This window comes from Colwellia sp. KS18-150, assembly GCF_057551365.1.
In genome coordinates, this window is record NZ_BAAJMC010000002.1 from 126,077 (window position 1) to 142,303 (window position 16,227).

Annotated in this window: 15 protein-coding genes; 8 read left to right on the forward strand and 7 right to left on the reverse strand. The window is 39.1% G+C overall.

The genetic code is table 11. The annotated features are described in order from the left end of the window. Positions 1-113: 113 nt before the first annotated feature. From dnaG to rpsU, 3 genes are all read right to left on the reverse strand, one after another. The gene (gene dnaG / locus AC27IF_RS03910; RefSeq protein WP_487052753.1) at positions 114-1,871 is read right to left on the reverse strand and encodes a DNA primase; all 1,758 of its coding nucleotides are present in this window, start codon (positions 1,869-1,871) and stop codon (positions 114-116) included. Between the two features lie 138 nt (positions 1,872-2,009). Next, positions 2,010-2,456, reverse strand: a complete 447-nt coding sequence (locus tag AC27IF_RS03915) for a GatB/YqeY domain-containing protein (RefSeq protein WP_487052424.1) — start codon at positions 2,454-2,456, stop codon at positions 2,010-2,012. Positions 2,457-2,503: 47 nt separating this feature from the next. Further along, positions 2,504-2,719: a 30S ribosomal protein S21 gene (gene rpsU / locus AC27IF_RS03920; protein ID WP_487052425.1), complete on the reverse strand. Its 216-nt coding sequence runs from the start codon at positions 2,717-2,719 to the stop codon at positions 2,504-2,506. Positions 2,720-2,944: 225 nt separating this feature from the next. Between rpsU and tsaD the strand changes: the two genes are divergently transcribed. Then, positions 2,945-3,991, forward strand: a complete 1,047-nt coding sequence (gene tsaD, locus AC27IF_RS03925; protein WP_487052426.1) for a tRNA (adenosine(37)-N6)-threonylcarbamoyltransferase complex transferase subunit TsaD — start codon at positions 2,945-2,947, stop codon at positions 3,989-3,991. A 49-nt stretch (positions 3,992-4,040) separates the two neighbouring features. Here the strand turns inward: tsaD and AC27IF_RS03930 are convergent, their stop codons facing one another. The 3 genes from AC27IF_RS03930 to plsY are packed head-to-tail and all read right to left on the reverse strand — an operon-like array spanning position 4,041 to position 8,881. After that, the gene (locus tag AC27IF_RS03930; protein ID WP_487052427.1) at positions 4,041-7,115 is read right to left on the reverse strand and encodes an efflux RND transporter permease subunit; all 3,075 of its coding nucleotides are present in this window, start codon (positions 7,113-7,115) and stop codon (positions 4,041-4,043) included. After that, positions 7,115-8,242, reverse strand: coding sequence for an efflux RND transporter periplasmic adaptor subunit (locus AC27IF_RS03935; RefSeq protein ID WP_487052428.1), 1,128 nt, complete (start codon positions 8,240-8,242; stop codon positions 7,115-7,117). Before AC27IF_RS03935 ends, AC27IF_RS03930 begins: the two co-directional genes overlap by 1 nt. A 21-nt stretch (positions 8,243-8,263) precedes the next feature. Further along, a complete protein-coding gene (gene plsY, locus AC27IF_RS03940) occupies positions 8,264-8,881 on the reverse strand; it encodes a glycerol-3-phosphate 1-O-acyltransferase PlsY (protein WP_487052429.1) in 618 nt (205 codons plus the stop codon). Positions 8,882-9,007: 126 nt separating this feature from the next. Here plsY and folB point away from each other — a divergent pair, with 126 nt between their 5' ends. From folB to AC27IF_RS03960, 4 genes are all read left to right on the forward strand, one after another. Continuing rightward, positions 9,008-9,379, forward strand: coding sequence for a dihydroneopterin aldolase (gene folB, locus AC27IF_RS03945; protein WP_487052430.1), 372 nt, complete (start codon positions 9,008-9,010; stop codon positions 9,377-9,379). Beyond that, positions 9,379-9,876 (forward strand): 2-amino-4-hydroxy-6-hydroxymethyldihydropteridine diphosphokinase, encoded by a 498-nt coding sequence (folK, locus tag AC27IF_RS03950; protein WP_487052431.1) that lies wholly within the window; start codon positions 9,379-9,381, stop codon positions 9,874-9,876. Before folB ends, folK begins: the two co-directional genes overlap by 1 nt. 67 nt (positions 9,877-9,943) lie before the next feature. Further along, on the forward strand, positions 9,944-10,777 hold the full coding sequence (locus AC27IF_RS03955) for an undecaprenyl-diphosphate phosphatase (protein WP_487052432.1): 834 nt from the start codon (positions 9,944-9,946) through the stop codon (positions 10,775-10,777). A gap of 37 nt (positions 10,778-10,814) precedes the next feature. Beyond that, on the forward strand, positions 10,815-11,657 hold the full coding sequence (locus tag AC27IF_RS03960; protein WP_487052433.1) for a tetratricopeptide repeat protein: 843 nt from the start codon (positions 10,815-10,817) through the stop codon (positions 11,655-11,657). A gap of 83 nt (positions 11,658-11,740) precedes the next feature. On the opposite strand, the gene zapE is transcribed toward AC27IF_RS03960, so the two are convergent. Beyond that, on the reverse strand, positions 11,741-12,856 hold the full coding sequence (gene zapE / locus AC27IF_RS03965) for a cell division protein ZapE (RefSeq protein WP_487052434.1): 1,116 nt from the start codon (positions 12,854-12,856) through the stop codon (positions 11,741-11,743). Positions 12,857-13,027: 171 nt separating this feature from the next. Between zapE and AC27IF_RS03970 the strand changes: the two genes are divergently transcribed. The 3 genes from AC27IF_RS03970 (at position 13,028) to AC27IF_RS03980 (ending at position 16,225) form a co-directional block, all read left to right on the forward strand. Beyond that, complete coding sequence (locus AC27IF_RS03970) at positions 13,028-13,483, forward strand: Z-ring associated ZapG family protein (RefSeq protein ID WP_487052435.1); 456 nt, start codon at positions 13,028-13,030, stop codon at positions 13,481-13,483. A 191-nt stretch (positions 13,484-13,674) separates the two neighbouring features. After that, entirely contained in the window at positions 13,675-15,030 is a 1,356-nt protein-coding gene (locus AC27IF_RS03975) for a Do family serine endopeptidase (protein WP_487052436.1), read from the forward strand. Positions 15,031-15,229: 199 nt separating this feature from the next. Further along, the gene (locus AC27IF_RS03980; protein WP_487052437.1) at positions 15,230-16,225 is read left to right on the forward strand and encodes a trypsin-like peptidase domain-containing protein; all 996 of its coding nucleotides are present in this window, start codon (positions 15,230-15,232) and stop codon (positions 16,223-16,225) included. Positions 16,226-16,227: the final 2 nt, after the last annotated feature.

Genomic DNA, 16,227 nt, shown 5'->3' on the forward strand with positions numbered 1-16,227 from the left:
GTAATTAAAAGTCTTCTTTACTTGAGAACTAATGCTTTATTTTACTCAAGTATAGCTGCTATAGCCAAAATACCTCAACGACCTTAGTCTAGGCAGTGAGTTAACTGCCTTAGCTATGAGTTATTGAGTATCACTTGTAGTTCTTGCTTTTCTTGTTGAGTCATTTGCCCTGCTCGAGCTTTTTGCAACAAGAATTCAGCACGCTGTTCAACAAAGTCATTGAGCAGTTTTTCTATACTATCCAAAAAGACATCTGTAGCAGCTTCAGCTTCAATATGGTGCTGCCAACACATTAATTTTGCTAGTTGTTTTCCATATTCAGTGTCACGAAAATACTCCAACAATTGCGGTGTTTTAATATCAGGGTTTTGCTGGCAGATATTCAACAATTGATTTAATAAACCAATTCCTGGAACATCTAACGACTGTAATACAGCAATATTTTCTAATGAACTTACTATATGGGGATGCTCTAGTAATAATGCAATAGCTAATCTAACCGGTGTTACTTTCGTGTTCTTACGAGCAACTTTTTGCACCGAACTGCTATTAATTTTTTGTAATTCTAGTAATCGTTTTTCACTATTTAAACCAAAGTGTGCCGCCATCTCTTCAACAATGGCATTTTTTAACATGCTATCTGGTAATTTATGAATATAAGGTTGTAGCTTTTCGATTAACGCTACTTTTTCTTCTGTGGTGTTAGCTGGGTTATCTTCTAAGAATTTATCAAATAAAAATTTTGATAATGGCATAGCACTATCAAGAATCTTCTCAAATGCAGCCTGCCCTTGTTTTCTTATTAGCGAATCTGGATCTTCGCCTTCTGGTACAAAAACAAACTTTAACGAAAAGCCATCACGAATAAGTGGTAATGCATTTTCCATAGCTCGCCAAGCAGCGTCACGACCTGCTCTGTCGCCATCGTAACAACAAATGACTTCATTTACCGTACGAAACATAGTTTGTAATTGTTCGAAGGTTGTTGCTGTTCCTAGTGAAGCTACTGCATAGTTAACACCATGCTGAGCTAATGCCACAACATCCATATATCCTTCTACAACAACTAAACGCTCAAGGTTTTTGTTAGCTTGTTTAGCTTCATAGAGACCATATAGCTCTTGCCCTTTATGATAAACTCGAGTTTCAGGTGAGTTTAAATACTTAGGTTTTTCGTCCCCAAGTACTCTGCCACCAAAACCAATAACACGGCCGCGTTTATCATGGATTGGAAACATGATCCGTCCACGAAAACGATCATAAGGTCTATTTTTATCACCTTGAATCGCCATGCCTAAATCGACTAATTGTTTATTGGCTTGACCATTAGCTGAAAAGACCTTCATCATGCCATCCCAAGCATCACTAACATAACCAATACCAAAGCGTTTAACTACTTCGCCACTTAACCCGCGACCTTTTAAATAATCAATAGCCGTTGCTTTGTCTTTAGCAACTTTTAGCTGTTGTTGAAAAAATCTGCTCACTTGTCCCATCAACTCATAGTCATCTTGTTTTTGTTGATATATTTGCTGTTGTCGACGTTGCTCTGCTGGGCTAGCATTATTTTCTTCTCGCACCACTTCCATACCGCAATGAGATGCAAGCTCTTCAATGGCATCAACAAAATCAAGTCGATCAAACTCCATCAAGAACGAGATGGCATTACCGTGTTCACCACAACCAAAACAATGGTAAAACTGCTTATCTTGACTAACGGTAAAAGAAGGAGATTTTTCATTATGAAAAGGACAGCAGGCTTGATAGTTTTTACCGGCTTTTTTTAACGGCACTCGAGACTCTACAAGTTCAACAATATCAGCACGTGCCAATAAATCATCAATAAATTGTCGAGAAATACGTCCAGCCATAGGGTTAATAATCATCTACTGTAGAAATGGGAAGTTTTTATTGTACACAAAAGAAAACAAAGGTTGTGATATTTTAGTGGAAAAAAAACCGTAACAACCTAAGCTATTACGGTTTTTCTGAATTATTTTACAAACATTTTATGCGTTTAAGGCTGCTCTAACTTGGCCGCTAACTGCGCCCATATCGGCTTTCCCTTGCATTAAAGGTTTCAACACTGCCATTACTTTACCCATGTCAGCCATTGAAGCTGCACCGGTATTACTAATCGCATCGTTTATTAATTCTTTAATTTCTGCATCATTAAGTGGCTGAGGAAGAAAATACTCTAGAGCAGTAACTTCTTCTGCCTCTTTCGCTGCCAACTCATCACGACCACCATCAGTAAACATTTTGATAGACTCTTTACGCTGTTTAACCATTTTGGTTAAAACTGCAATAATATTGTCATCGGTTGCTTCGGTGTTATGATCAATTTCAGCTTGCTTAACGGCAGATAAAGCCATACGAATCACTCCAAGACGTAATTTGTCTTTAGCGCGCATGGCATTTTTCATTTCATCTTTAAGTGTATTAATAAGTGACATAAAATTACACTCTAAAGCTTACTAAGGTCATTCTTAAAAGAATAGTCTTAGTACATGCGAATGCGACGGGCATTCTCACGAGAAACTTTCTTAGCAGCACGTTTAACAGCAGCTGCTTTTTTACGTTTACGTTCCCAAGTTGGCTTTTCGTAACATTCGCGACGACGAACTTCAGAAAGGATACCTGCTTTTTCACATGAACGTTTAAAACGACGTAATGCTACGTCAAATGGTTCGTTTTCTCTTACTTTAATTACTGGCATGTACTGTTTTACCTTAGTATGTATCTATATAAATCGGCGTTGGACTTAAGTTTTATCTTATAAAAAACCTTGTCTACACCCGCTCTATTAAAAATGGGTGACGTATTCTACTGCTAACCACTTCACTATGTAAAGGCTAATTTCACCACTAGCGCAAATAAACTAGCGAAATCCCCTTAGTGCAGGTAAAATCGCCTCACTTTTAACGAACCCTACTCTACAACTATGCGAATTTTAGGCATCGAGACCTCTTGTGATGAAACTGGTATTGCTATTTATGATGACGAATTGGGCATTATGTCTCATCGATTATATAGCCAAATTGCTGTTCATGCAGATTACGGTGGTGTAGTTCCTGAGCTAGCTTCTCGTGATCATGTGCGAAAAACTATTCCCTTAATTAAAGAAGTTTTAGCTGATGCCAATTTAACACCACAAGAGCTTGATGGTATTGCTTACACGGCAGGTCCAGGCCTTGTGGGCGCGCTTTTGGTTGGCTGTTCTATTGGTCGTAGCTTGGCTTATGGTTGGGACTTACCCGCGGTACCAGTGCATCACATGGAAGGACATTTATTAGCCCCTATGCTAGAAGATGATGTGCCTGAATTTCCATTTGTTGCTCTTCTCGTTTCTGGCGGGCATACCATGCTAGTGCGTGTAGATGGTATAGGCCAATATAAATTATTAGGTGAATCTGTCGATGATGCTGCCGGTGAGGCGTTTGATAAAACCGCTAAACTGTTAGGGTTGGATTACCCTGGTGGACCGGCGCTATCTAAAATGGCTGAGTCTGGCACGCCAAAACGTTTCAAATTACCAAGACCTATGACGGACAGACCGGGATTAGATTTTAGTTTTAGTGGTTTAAAAACCGCAGCGGGTACGCTAGTAAGAAAAGAATGTACGTCTTTAGAAGGTGAAGAAATTAGCGAAAAAGATCTTAAACAAACTCATGCTGATATTGCCCTAGCCTTTCAACAAGCTGTCGTAGATACTTTAGCAATAAAATGTAAACGTGCCTTACAGCAAGAAAACTTAAATCGTTTAGTCATTGCCGGTGGCGTTAGCGCAAATACAGCATTAAGAGAAAAATTAGCAATCACTACTAAAAAATTAGGAGGGAGTGTTTTCTACCCTCGTCCTGAATTTTGTACTGACAATGGTGCTATGATCGCCTATGCTGGGCTACAAAGGCTCAAGGCTGGCACACATGCTGATTTGACTTTTAAAGCCAGTCCACGTTGGTCATTAGACTCATTACCAGCAGTGTAGCCATTTAACTCAGTTAAATGGCTAACAGCCTAATTTTAACTGAGTTACTCTAAGTAGACGTTAATACTTTCTTTTGTCCAAGCTGTAATAGGCTTGGTAAAAAGATCAGTGTGAAAATAGTACTAACACTCATGCCACCCACAATAACAGCAGCAATTCCTCGATAAAGTTCAGCACCTGCACCTGGTACCAATAATAGTGGCAACATGCCACAAATACTGGTTAAAGTACTCATTAATATTGGTCTAAGTCTTAATCTTACCGCTTGTTCAACAGCATCATGACGAGATAAACCTTCTTTCTCACCTTGTCTTGTTTGATACACTAATAAAATAGCATTATTAACCACAAGCCCCAGTAAAATGATAAAACCGATCATAGTTAATAAGTCTAAAGGCTGGAAAATGACTAAATTGGTTAATTGCAAAAAGCCGATACCACCAATAGTTGCCAATGGGATTGTTAGCACAACCAGCAAACTATCTTTAAATGACTGAAATAATGCTGACATCAATAAATAAAGAATAATTAACGCTAAAATGAAGCTTTGACTCATACTAGTTAACGCTTCAGTTAGTGCTTCAGCACTGCCTCGATAATTTACCGTCGCGGTACCGCCGCCCTCACCTGCTGTATCTGCCGACAATACTGACATAATCGCCGGCTCAGCTTTTTCTTTTATTTGAGCAATTGCCTCTTCTAAACTTAAATCACCCGGCGGGGTTACTTGTAAAGTAATAGTACGCTGTCTATTAACGCGTCTAATTGAGCTTGGACCCGCCGTACGAACTATATCAACTAATTCTCCTATGGGTTGTACACCTGCATTTGGAGTATAAAGTGGAATTGCCGCCAACTCTTCAGGGGACTGCCAATCAGTTGAGCGTAGAAAAACGTCAAGACGTTTTTGACCATTGAAGAAATCACCAACATATAAACCTGTGCCTAATGAGCGAGAGATGGCCGATACTTCAGAACGTGTCCAACCAGCTTCAGCCATTCGTCTTTCATTAGGTATCATTCGCAGCTCAGGCTCAGCCAAAGTTAGGCTCGGTGATGGCTGAATTTGCGCCCCCGGTAATGCTTGGCTAATAAGACCATAGCCTGTTTGAGCGGCTTTAAGTAGTGTATCAACGTCATTGCCTTGGATATCAACATCAATTCGTCTGCCGCCACCTAGGCTTTGAAATATTTGCGATTGAGATGCAAATGCCATGGTATCTGGAAAACCTTGTAAAAATTCAGTATTGATTACTTGAATGATTTCACCAATATCATCGGCGTTTTCAGCATGTCCCCCCATAAAACCAAAGCTGCCAAAAAAGCCCATCCAGGTATGAGCAATTTTCGGCTCTTTTTCACCATTTAAATAAGGCATGATCCTACGATTAATTTCATCACTCATTTCAAAGCGCGCTGCTGGGTAACTTAGTCCTGGAGGTGGTAAAATAAAGGCCTGGAACTGGTTTTGATTTCCTTTGGGTAAATAATCAATTTCAGGAAAAAGTAACCAGCTGCCACCAAATGAAAGCATCATTAAACCAAAAATCCAGCTAAAACGTTTACTTGGCGTACTCGTAATGCGCATTATGCCTTTAGTGATATTACGCCACCAATGGGCGTGTGGATCTTCTTCTTTCACTTGTGTTAACAGTTTTCTGGCCGCGGTAGGCAAAACTGTGACCGCAATAATGAGTGAAGCAACAATAGCTACGGCGATGGTAATAGCTAAATCGGCAAACAATTGCCCTGACACGGCATCTAAAAAAGCAATAGGTAGAAAGATAGCAACAGTGGTAACGGTTGATGCGATTAAAGCGCCCCATACTTGCGTAGCCCCTTTCAGCGAAGCCTTTTCAGGCTCCTCACCTTTTTCTCGTAATCTGACAATATTTTCTAGTACGACAATGGCGGCATCCAACACCATACCTACCGCAAAGGCCAAGCCAGCCATTGATATAATGTTTAACGTACGGTTGGAAATATACATCACCACTAGGGTAACGATTAACGAAATGGGGATAGATACAGCAACAATCAGCGTCGCTCTAAATTTTCGTAAAAACCACCAAAGAACAATAATAGCTAGAGCAATACCCATGAGTAAGTTATTACGCACTAGGTTCATTGAGCGATTAATGTAAATGGTTTCATCTGACATTTGAATCATTTGCAAGCCCACTTGTTGCAATGGGCCGTCATTTAACTCAGACATAGCTGCTTTTAAATCTGTCATCACTTCAATAACATTGACGCCAAGCTCTGCTCTGGCGTTCATAGCAATTGCGGGCTCACCATCTAAGGTTAAAATACCGGTTCTGTCTTGAAATGTTTGCTCTACCGTGGCTACATCACGTAAAAGTACAGGTTGACCATCACGCCACTCTAATACCATTTCCGCAAGTTGTTCAGCGCCATATTTCCCTGAAAATCTTAACGTGTATTTTCTTCGCCCAACTTCATTAAAGCCGCCAGAGCTATCACTGTTATTTGCCAATGTTCCTGCTAGCTCTGGAATATTTAAACCTAATGAAGCCGCTTTGTAGGGATCGAAAGTCACCCTTAATTCTGAAGGTAAACCACCAAAAGCATTGGTTTTGGCAATGCCTTTAACACGCTCTAAACGTGTTTGAATCACTTCTTCCACATAATCTTGATAGCTGACAATGTCTCGCTCATTACCGGGTAATGGCTTTAAAGCAAACCAAGCGATAGCATCAAAAGTTCGATCGCCACCCACAGAAATTACGGGCTCAGTCGCATCAGCAGGATAAGTAGGCACTTGATTAAGTGCATTCATTGCATCAATTAAGGCGCGATCTAAATTAACATCTGATTTATAGCGCAAGGTAATATTACCATTACCTTGTCCTGAACTAGAGGTGAGTAAATCTAGTCCCTGCAAGCCTTTTAATACATCTTCTTGTCGCTCTATAATTTCCGCTTCCATTTCTTCCGGTGCCGCTGAGCGCCAACTAGTAGAAATGCTAATTTCTGGCTTACTAATATCAGGGGTTAATTGCACCGGTAATTTAGATAAGCTAATAATACCGAATAATGCCACCAGCAAAACGGCAACAATAACTGCTGTAGGATTTTTAAGCGCAGGTGAAGTTAAATTCATTATTTAGTACCCGGCCCTTCGCTTTTACCATCAGAGCTACCTGAAACAAGCGCTTGATTATTATCTTTGATTGCGACATTTTGACCACTTTGCAAGCGCTCGGCGCCACGGATGACAATTAAATCTCCTTCGCGAATTTCAGTGGTCGATAGTGCACTAGAAATAGCAACTAACCCATCCATACCTACGCCAACTTCAACCGGTATTTGCTCAGCTGTTGCTGCCTGTTCAGTTTTATTGATTCTAAAAACACTTGCGCCTGAGCGTCGTAAAACTAACGCATCTCTTGGCACAGCTAAAGCAATGGTACTTGGGCCATTGGCTACTTTTGCTTTAATGTTCAACCCTATTGGCCAATCAAAGGTAGACATATCTATACGCACTTCCATTAAATGAGAACGTGCGTTGGCAACAGGTACTAAGGTTTTAATATCTGCAAAACCTGAACCTAAAGGTGACTCTACCGCCAGTTGTTTTGCTTCTTTTAAAAATTGATAAGCAACAATCGGGGCGAATACAGTCGCTTCACTATTTGCAGTTTCGACTAGACGAACTATCGCGCTACCGTTATCAACATACTCACCTAAACTGGCAATTCGTTCAGCAACAATTCCTGAAAACGGAGCTTTTAATTGTGTATAAGCTAAGTTTTGTTCCGTTCTAGCTAATCTTGCTTGAGATGCGACAACATCACCTTTGGCAATATCTCGCTCAGAAATAGTTTTATCTAACTCAGTAGCTGGAGATAGCTTTTGTTTAACCAGTTTCGTTTTTCTAATGACTTCAGCTTCTAAATAACGTAAGTGAGCTTGACTATTTAAGACATTGGCCTGTTCTTCTTGGAACTGAATTTTTAGCTGTTTATCATCGATGCGTGCGATAATATCACCTTGATTTACGCGCGCCCCAATTGCAGACAAACTGATTAAGCGTCCAGAAATTTCTGCAGCAATTTTAGAGTCATTTTGACTCACCACAGTACCCGACACCCAAACAACGGGAGCAAGAGAAGTGACTTTAGCACTGACAACATTAACATTAGCTGGCGGGAAGCCTTGCGCGAAAGTCAACGGAGTATTTAAAAGCTCAAATGTTATTAACAAAAGCAGTGAAATTAGTTTTTTCATGAAGTCCCTTTGAGTAAGACGTTATTTATTGAAATCTATGTTAGTAGAAATTTTATTTTCTGTGCCCTTGAGTAGGCGAATAATATTATCTTTATGGCGAAAAACAATTAAGCCCGACAACATCAATGTTGGGTAAACATATTCAGGTTTTAGGATATAGACATAAAGTGGCGCCATCGAAACAGTAACAATGGCCGCTAAGCTTGAATACTTACTTAACTTGGCAACGCCTGCCCAAGTAATAATAAGTAACGCCCCTAACCCTAACCCTATCGGTAATAATGTGCCTAATGCTGTTGCAACAGCTTTACCACCTTGGAAGTTGAAAAAAACAGGGTACATATGTCCCAAGCATGCAGAAACGCCGATAAAGCCTAAGTATAACGGCTCTTTCACACCAAAGTAGTCAAAGAGGAAATAGCTTCCCCAAACCGGAATAGTCCCTTTTAAAATATCAAAAAAGAGCACAACCGCTGCCGTTAATTTATTACTCATTCTCAATACATTTGTTGCGCCAGGGTTATGAGAGCCAGTTGTTCTAGGATCAGGTAAGCCCAATAGTTTACATATTAAAATAGCACTAGAAATTGAGCCGATTAAATAGGCGAGCACAATCATGGCGAACGTTAATAGCAACATAGTAAAAAGAAAATATTAAAAAATTAACAATAATATCCATTCTATCTTGTTATCTGCTAGTTTTTCTACTGCCACGCAGGTAAACTCGCATTTTATTTTGTAAAAATTCTTAATGTCAGGCAAGAAATGGATACAGTTTTTATTAAAGGTTTGAATATTCAAACCACCATTGGCTTTTTTCAGTGGGAAAAAGAGATAAAACAAACGCTTGTTATTGATGTAGCAATGGCATGGGATACTGCCAAAGCAGCTGAAAATGACGAACTAGAAAAAACATTAGATTATGCTGAAATCTCAACAGCTATAGACACCTTTGCCAATAATAATCCTGTTGATTTATTAGAAACCTTAGCTGAGCGTTTGGCTGACTTTTTAAGAGCACAATACCATATTCCTTGGTTACGCCTTAGTATCGGAAAACCCGGAGCTGTTCATAACGCCGAGACTGTTGGTGTAGAAATTGAACGCGGTCAGTTAATAAAGCCTCAAACAAACTAATGACCAATATTTACATCTCATTAGGTAGTAATGTTAATCGAGCTTACCATGTAAAATGTGGCCTAGAGTCTTTAGCGAATGATTTTGGTGTCGAGTTTAATCAACTGACATTGTCATCACTCTTTGAAAGTGAAGCCGTTGGCTTTGACGGTAAGTCTTTTTACAATATGGTTGTGGCGATAGAGTGTCAGCATAGTGTTGAGCAAGTCGCGACTATTTTGCGTAACATAGAGTTTCGTTATGGACGCAGTATTAACGCTAAAAAATTTAGCCCTCGCACGCTAGATCTTGATCTACTACTTTTTGATGATTTAATCACTGATGTTCCAGCGCAATTGCCACGTGATGAAATAGATAAAAACGCCTTTGTATTATGGCCACTAAGTGAAATAGCGCCACACTTGATACATCCAGTGCTGAAAAAAAGCTATCAGAGTCTTTGGCAAGAATACGATAAATCAAAGCAGGCATTAACCCTCGTTGATAATTGTTGGTAGTAGTACCGTTAATATCAAGATACACCGAAAAAGTTTTCAAAACATAATTAAAGGTAAAAAGGAAGTTATGAGCACATTAGAAGTCATTATTTTAGCCTTGCTACAAGGATTAACCGAGTTTTTACCTATTTCAAGCTCTGCCCACTTGATATTGCCCTCAGCCATTTTAGGTTGGCAAGATCAGGGACTTGGTTTTGATGTTGCTGTTCATGTAGGTACGTTACTCGCGGTAATGCTATATTTTAGAAAAGAGCTAGGTACTATGTCCGTTGCTTGGCTGGGCACATTAAATATAGGTCCGGCTAAAAATAGTGATCAAGCTCAAGTAAATTTTGAAGGGAAATTAGCTTGGTGGATTATCTTTGCCACTATTCCTGCCGGCTTATTTGGCTTATTAGGTAAAGACTTTATCGAGGAGCATTTACGCTCTGCCTTAGTCATTGCTGGCACAACATTAATGTTTGGTTTTTTACTCGGTTTTGCCGATATAAAAGCAGGACATAGAATTACTCATAAACCCATGGAAAAACTGGGATTTAAAGGCGCAATGTTAATTGGTTTGGCGCAAGCCGTGGCACTTATTCCCGGAACTTCTCGCTCTGGTATCACCATGACAATCGGCCTAATGCTTGGATTATCTAGAGATAATGCCGCTCGATTTTCTTTTTTACTCTCTATTCCCGCAATTGCTATGGCGGGTAGTTATTTAACGTTTAAATTAATTTTATCTACTGAAGCCGTAGAATGGCAAGCAATAGGCTTAGGCAGTTTAATTGCATTTATTAGTGCTTATGCTTGTATTCATTACTTTCTTATCCTATTAAATAAATTAGGCATGATGCCCTTTGTTATCTACCGACTGCTCCTCGGCGTAGGTTTATTATGGTTTATTCTTGGATAGAAAACGACGCATACCAATACATGAAGTGACTTAACATATGATTGCAATTACCTTAGAAAATTTTCAGCAAATAGTGCTGGATGAATCAAAAAATAAATTAGTCTTAGTTGCCTTTTGGGCTGAGCAAATTCCTGAAAGTGTGGCATTAAGAGATGGGCTAGCAGCTAAAGTAGCACCATTTGAAGCACAAATGCTTATGGCCACCGTTGACTGTCAAACCCAGCAACAAATAGCACAACAATTTGGTATTCAAGGCTTACCAACAGCGATATTAGTTAAAGATGGTCAACCTATTGATGGCGTATCAGGCCCACAAACCGATGAAACTATCGCTACATTTTTAGAAAAGCATTTACCTAAACAAGAAGATTTATTACTCGCTCAAGCACAAGCTTTATTAGCTGAAAACAATATTAATGACGCGCTAAATACGATCAGTCAAGCATATAACATTAATAATGAGCGAGCAGATATAAAGCTAGTTTTAGCCGATGTTAGTATTCAACTAGGCAAAACAGAAGATGCTCAATTATTACTTGATAGCATAATGATGGTTGATCAAGACAGTTATTATCAAGCATTACTTGCCAAGTTAGAGCTTGCTAGCCAGGCAGCTAATTCGCCTGAAATACAAGCGCTTGAAGAAAAACTGGCAAGCTCCCCGAATGACATTGATATACAGCACCAACTTGCTGCTCAATATAGTCAAGTTAATCGCCATGAAGATGCCTTACAGTTACTATTTAGGTTAGTTCAAGCGGGTAATGTCGATACGAAAGAGCAAAGTAAAAGCTTATTTTTAGATGTTTTAAAAGCACTTCCTGATGGCGATACAATCGCCACTAAGTACCGCCGTAAACTCTATACGTTATTGTATTAACTTTTCATCCGTTTATTTGGAATCAGTCGAAGGGGGGGTTCGCACTTCGACTGTTCCTGTCTCACGAATATTATAAGGGTAACTTAAGGTAAGTGCTCGCTTGCCAAATAGTCATGTGACTGCATTTCTTGCAAACGACTTAAGCAGCGTTTAAATTCAAACGCTAAATTACCGCCACTGTATAAGTCTTCCAGCGCAGTTTCTGCGGAAATAATAAGCTTTACATTACGCTCATAAAACTCATCCACCATGGCGATAAATCGACGAGTACTATCATCACTGTCTTGGCCCATCTGTTTCACATTAGACAACAACACAGTGTTAAACAGTTGACTGATTTCCATGTAATCTCCCTGACTTCGAGCCCCTTCACATAACACCGAAAAGTCGAAATACACCACACCGTCAGAAACTAATACCGTTGATAATTGACGATTGTTTATCTCTATATCAATCCCCTCTTTGCCCGGCTCACAAGAAAGCTGTTTAAAATAATGGCTTAAATTATCACTCGCTTGTTGATCTAATGGGTAATGGTAAATCTCAGCTTGCTCAAGGGTGCGCAGACGATAATCAACACCACTGTCAACATTCACCACGTCAGTATGCTCGTTTACTAACTTAATTGCGGGTAAGAATCTTTCTCGTTGTAAGCCATTACGGTAAAGCTCATCGGGAATAATATTCGACGTGGCGACCAAGGTCACATTATGAGTAAACAACTCTTCGAATAAAGTCCCTAAAATCATAGCATCGGTAATATCTGAAACAAAAAATTCATCAAAACAAATGATACGAGTTTCTTGTGCAAACTTTTTAGCGATAATCTTTAAGGGATCAGACTGTCCTGTGAGTAATTTCAGCTCTTGATGAACTCTGTGCATAAAGCGATGAAAATGCACACGCATTTTATTCTCAAAAGGTAAGCAATCATAGAATGTATCGACAAGATAGGTTTTACCTCGCCCAACACCTCCCCAAAAATATAAGCCCTTAACCGGTTTTATTTCTGGTTTCGCATAAACTTTCTTCCAACGGTTTAATACTTTTTTAAAGGTAGAAACCGCAACAGGTTTATACTGTAAATCTTCATATAAACGTTGTAAGTGCTTCACCGCATTTTCTTGTGCGGCATCAAATAAAAAGTCATCTCGTGTCAAATCTTGTTTATACTTTTCGATAGGGGAAAGTTTTATCATGAAAAAGCCATATTTTTTTGGGATTTTTGTTGCTGTGAGTGAGTTGAAAAAAAATTGCTAACATATTCTTTATATAAACACGTTAAAACTATATTATTGTAAACTATAACCTAGTTATATTTAACATTGATTTAGCCATTATTTTATTCCCAATAGACCAAAGGTAACCCTATGACCGTAGTAACCGCATTAATTGTTTTCATTATTGGCACCATCGTTGGCTTTTTTGCTAATCATTTTTTAGCATCTGCAAACCAAGAGCAACGCAAACTTGCCGAACAAGTCAGTAAAAGTGAAGCTTCATTAGCTCAGTATAAATTGGATGTCGCTGATCATTTAGAAAGCTCAGCAAACTTATTAGAACAAATGAACTCAACTTGCCAAACAGCAATGAAACAAATGGAAGAAAGCACTCAACTTCTTCAGCGCGTAAGCACTACTGATACAGATGGCATGCCCTTTTTCTCACAAGAAACTCAACAACAACTTGCACAAACTGCGGGCTTAAGACATCAAAAACGTCCATCAAAAGAAGTGAAAACAGCGACAGAAGCACCTTTAGATTATTCTGGTGAAGCAAGTGGGTTGTTTGTTGATGCTGAGCAAAAAGCGTCAAATGCAGATTAAGACTCTCTATTAAAAAGTGTTCTAGAAATAAAGTGTTACAAATAGCAAAAGCGTCATTATGAACTTAGCGCTTTTGCTTATGTCTATCTTATGGTCTGTTTATCCATACTTGTGTCGCTATTGAAAAATGTTCCAAGCGCATCCATAAGAAGTATAGATATTATTGTTACGTTTTAGGAGAACACTTTGTTATGAAAAAATTATCCCTTGCCTTCAATACCGTTATTCTTTCAGGTGCATTAGTATTAGCTAGCGCACCAGCTATTGCAGCGTGGCCAAACGCTGTTGATGGCCAAGCAATGCCAAGCCTTGCACCTATGCTAGATAAGGCCACACCTGCGGTTGTTAGTATAGCCGTTAAAGGTACACATGAAGTTAAACAAAATGTACCCAACATTTTTAAATTTTTTGGTAACCCCAATCAAGCCCCAAATCAAGCTCAACAACGACCTTTTCGTGGCTTGGGCTCTGGTGTAATCATTGATGCTAAAGAAGGTTATATTGTTACTAATAACCATGTTATTGAAAAAGCTGATGAGATCACCATTACCCTAAAAGATGGCCGTCAAATTGAAGCCAAGAAAATTGGCTCTGATGCCGATAGTGATATCGCCCTTTTACAAATTGAAGCTGACAACTTAAGCGAAATTAAAATTTCTGACTCAGATCAACTACGAGTAGGTGATTTTGCTGTTGCTATCGGTAGTCCTTTTGGTTTGGGACAAACGGTTACCTCAGGCATTGTCAGTGCTTTAGGTCGAAGTGGCTTAGATATAGAGAATTATGAAGATTTCATTCAAACGGACGCGGCAATAAATAGTGGTAACTCTGGTGGCGCTTTAGTTAACCTACGTGGTGAACTAATCGGAATCAATACTGCCATATTAGGCCCAAATGGCGGAAACATAGGTATTGGCTTTGCTATCCCTAGCAATATGATGCACAACCTTGTTAAGCAAATTATTGAATTTGGTGAAGTTCATCGTGGCGTGTTAGGGGTGTCAGGTAGAAGCCTTAACAGTGAAATAGCGAAAGCGATGGAGCTTGATACCAACCAAGGTGGCTTTATTGAGCAAGTAGTACCTGACTCTGCTGCTGATGAAGCAGGCATTAAACCCGGTGATGTTATTGTTGAAGTTAATGGTAAAAAAGTTAAAACCTTTAATGAATTACGAGGAAAAATTGGCTCTATTGGCGCAGGTAAGAAAGTAGATTTGACTATTATCCGTAATGGTGATGAAAAGGAACTGACTGTTAAATTGAAGCAATCTCAAGCCAGCAACGTTGCTGCAGCAGCTATTCATCGTATGTTTGAAGGTGCCAAGTTAGAAAACCTAACGAATAACAAAGGAGTTAAAGTTACTGAGGTCAGTGATGGCTCACCAGCACAAATGGTTGGGTTACAATCAGGAGATTTAATCACTTCAATTAACCGCACACGAATTAAAAATATTGCCGATTTACGCACCTATTTGAAAGATAGAGAAGGTGTCTTTGCTTTAAATATCATTCGTGATAATTATGCACAATATTTAATGATAAAATAATGTAATACCCATAATTACTTCATAAAGGCTAGTTAATCACTAGCCTTTTTTATTTTTGTATTTTCCTTATAATTTCACATTTTATGTTAAACTCAACGTTATAAAAATAAATATCAATGTGTTGAGACTGTCTCCTTTGAAAATTAAGCCTGCATTAAAATATATTTTAAACGCGATAAGTTATGGAATACTGTTCGCCATGGCCTTTTTATTACTAGTGCCTAGCTCTAATACCAATTCACTTTTACAGCAAATATTCAATCAAGAAGAAGTAACACCTCCTCCTCTTTCTTATGCTAAAGCAGTTAGCTTAGCTAGCCCTGCCGTAGTAAATATTTATTCTGAAGCCATTCAATCTAGCCCGAGATATGGCCGTAATTCTCGTCAGTCTACGCGCTTGGGTTCAGGTGTTGTAATGGATAGTGATGGTTATATATTAACCAACCTACATGTCATTCAAAACGCTGATTTAATTCAAGTTTTACTGCAAAACGGGCAATTCTTTCCCGCTGAGTTAATTGGTTTCGATTTAGTTACCGATTTAGCCGTATTAAAAGTCAACGCTAGTAATTTACCCGTTATTCCACAAAAAGCAGATCAACAACCTCTTGCCGGCGACATTGTTTTAGCCATAGGCAATCCGTTAAATTTAGGACAAACAGTAACACAGGGAATTATTAGCGCCACAGGTCGAAGTGGCTTAAGTAATACCAGTTATTTAGATTTTCTTCAGATGGATGCTGCAATCAATGAAGGCAACTCAGGTGGTGCGTTAATTAACAGTAATGGTACCTTAGTGGGTATTAACACCCTGAAATTTACTCAGTCAAATCCACAAATGGATATTCAAGGTATTTTCTTTGCAATTCCTTATGAGCTTGCAGATAAAGTTATGCGAGAAATCATTGAAAATGGACGCGTAGTTCGTGGTTGGTTGGGGATTTCTGCTGAGCGATACTTAGCAGATGCAAAAGGTTTCTTAGTGCAGGCGGTAAGCCCGAATAGCCCTGCTTTGATTGGCGGAATTCAAGTTGGTGATGTGGTTTATCAAATTGGTGACGAGCCTATCACTAGCATTACTCAAGCCTTAGATATTGTCGCAGAAACTAAACCTAATACTTCCTTAGTGTTTAAGTTGTATCGACAAGGTGTGAGTATAGAAACAACAATAACAATTAAAGAGTTTAGAAATTAAAC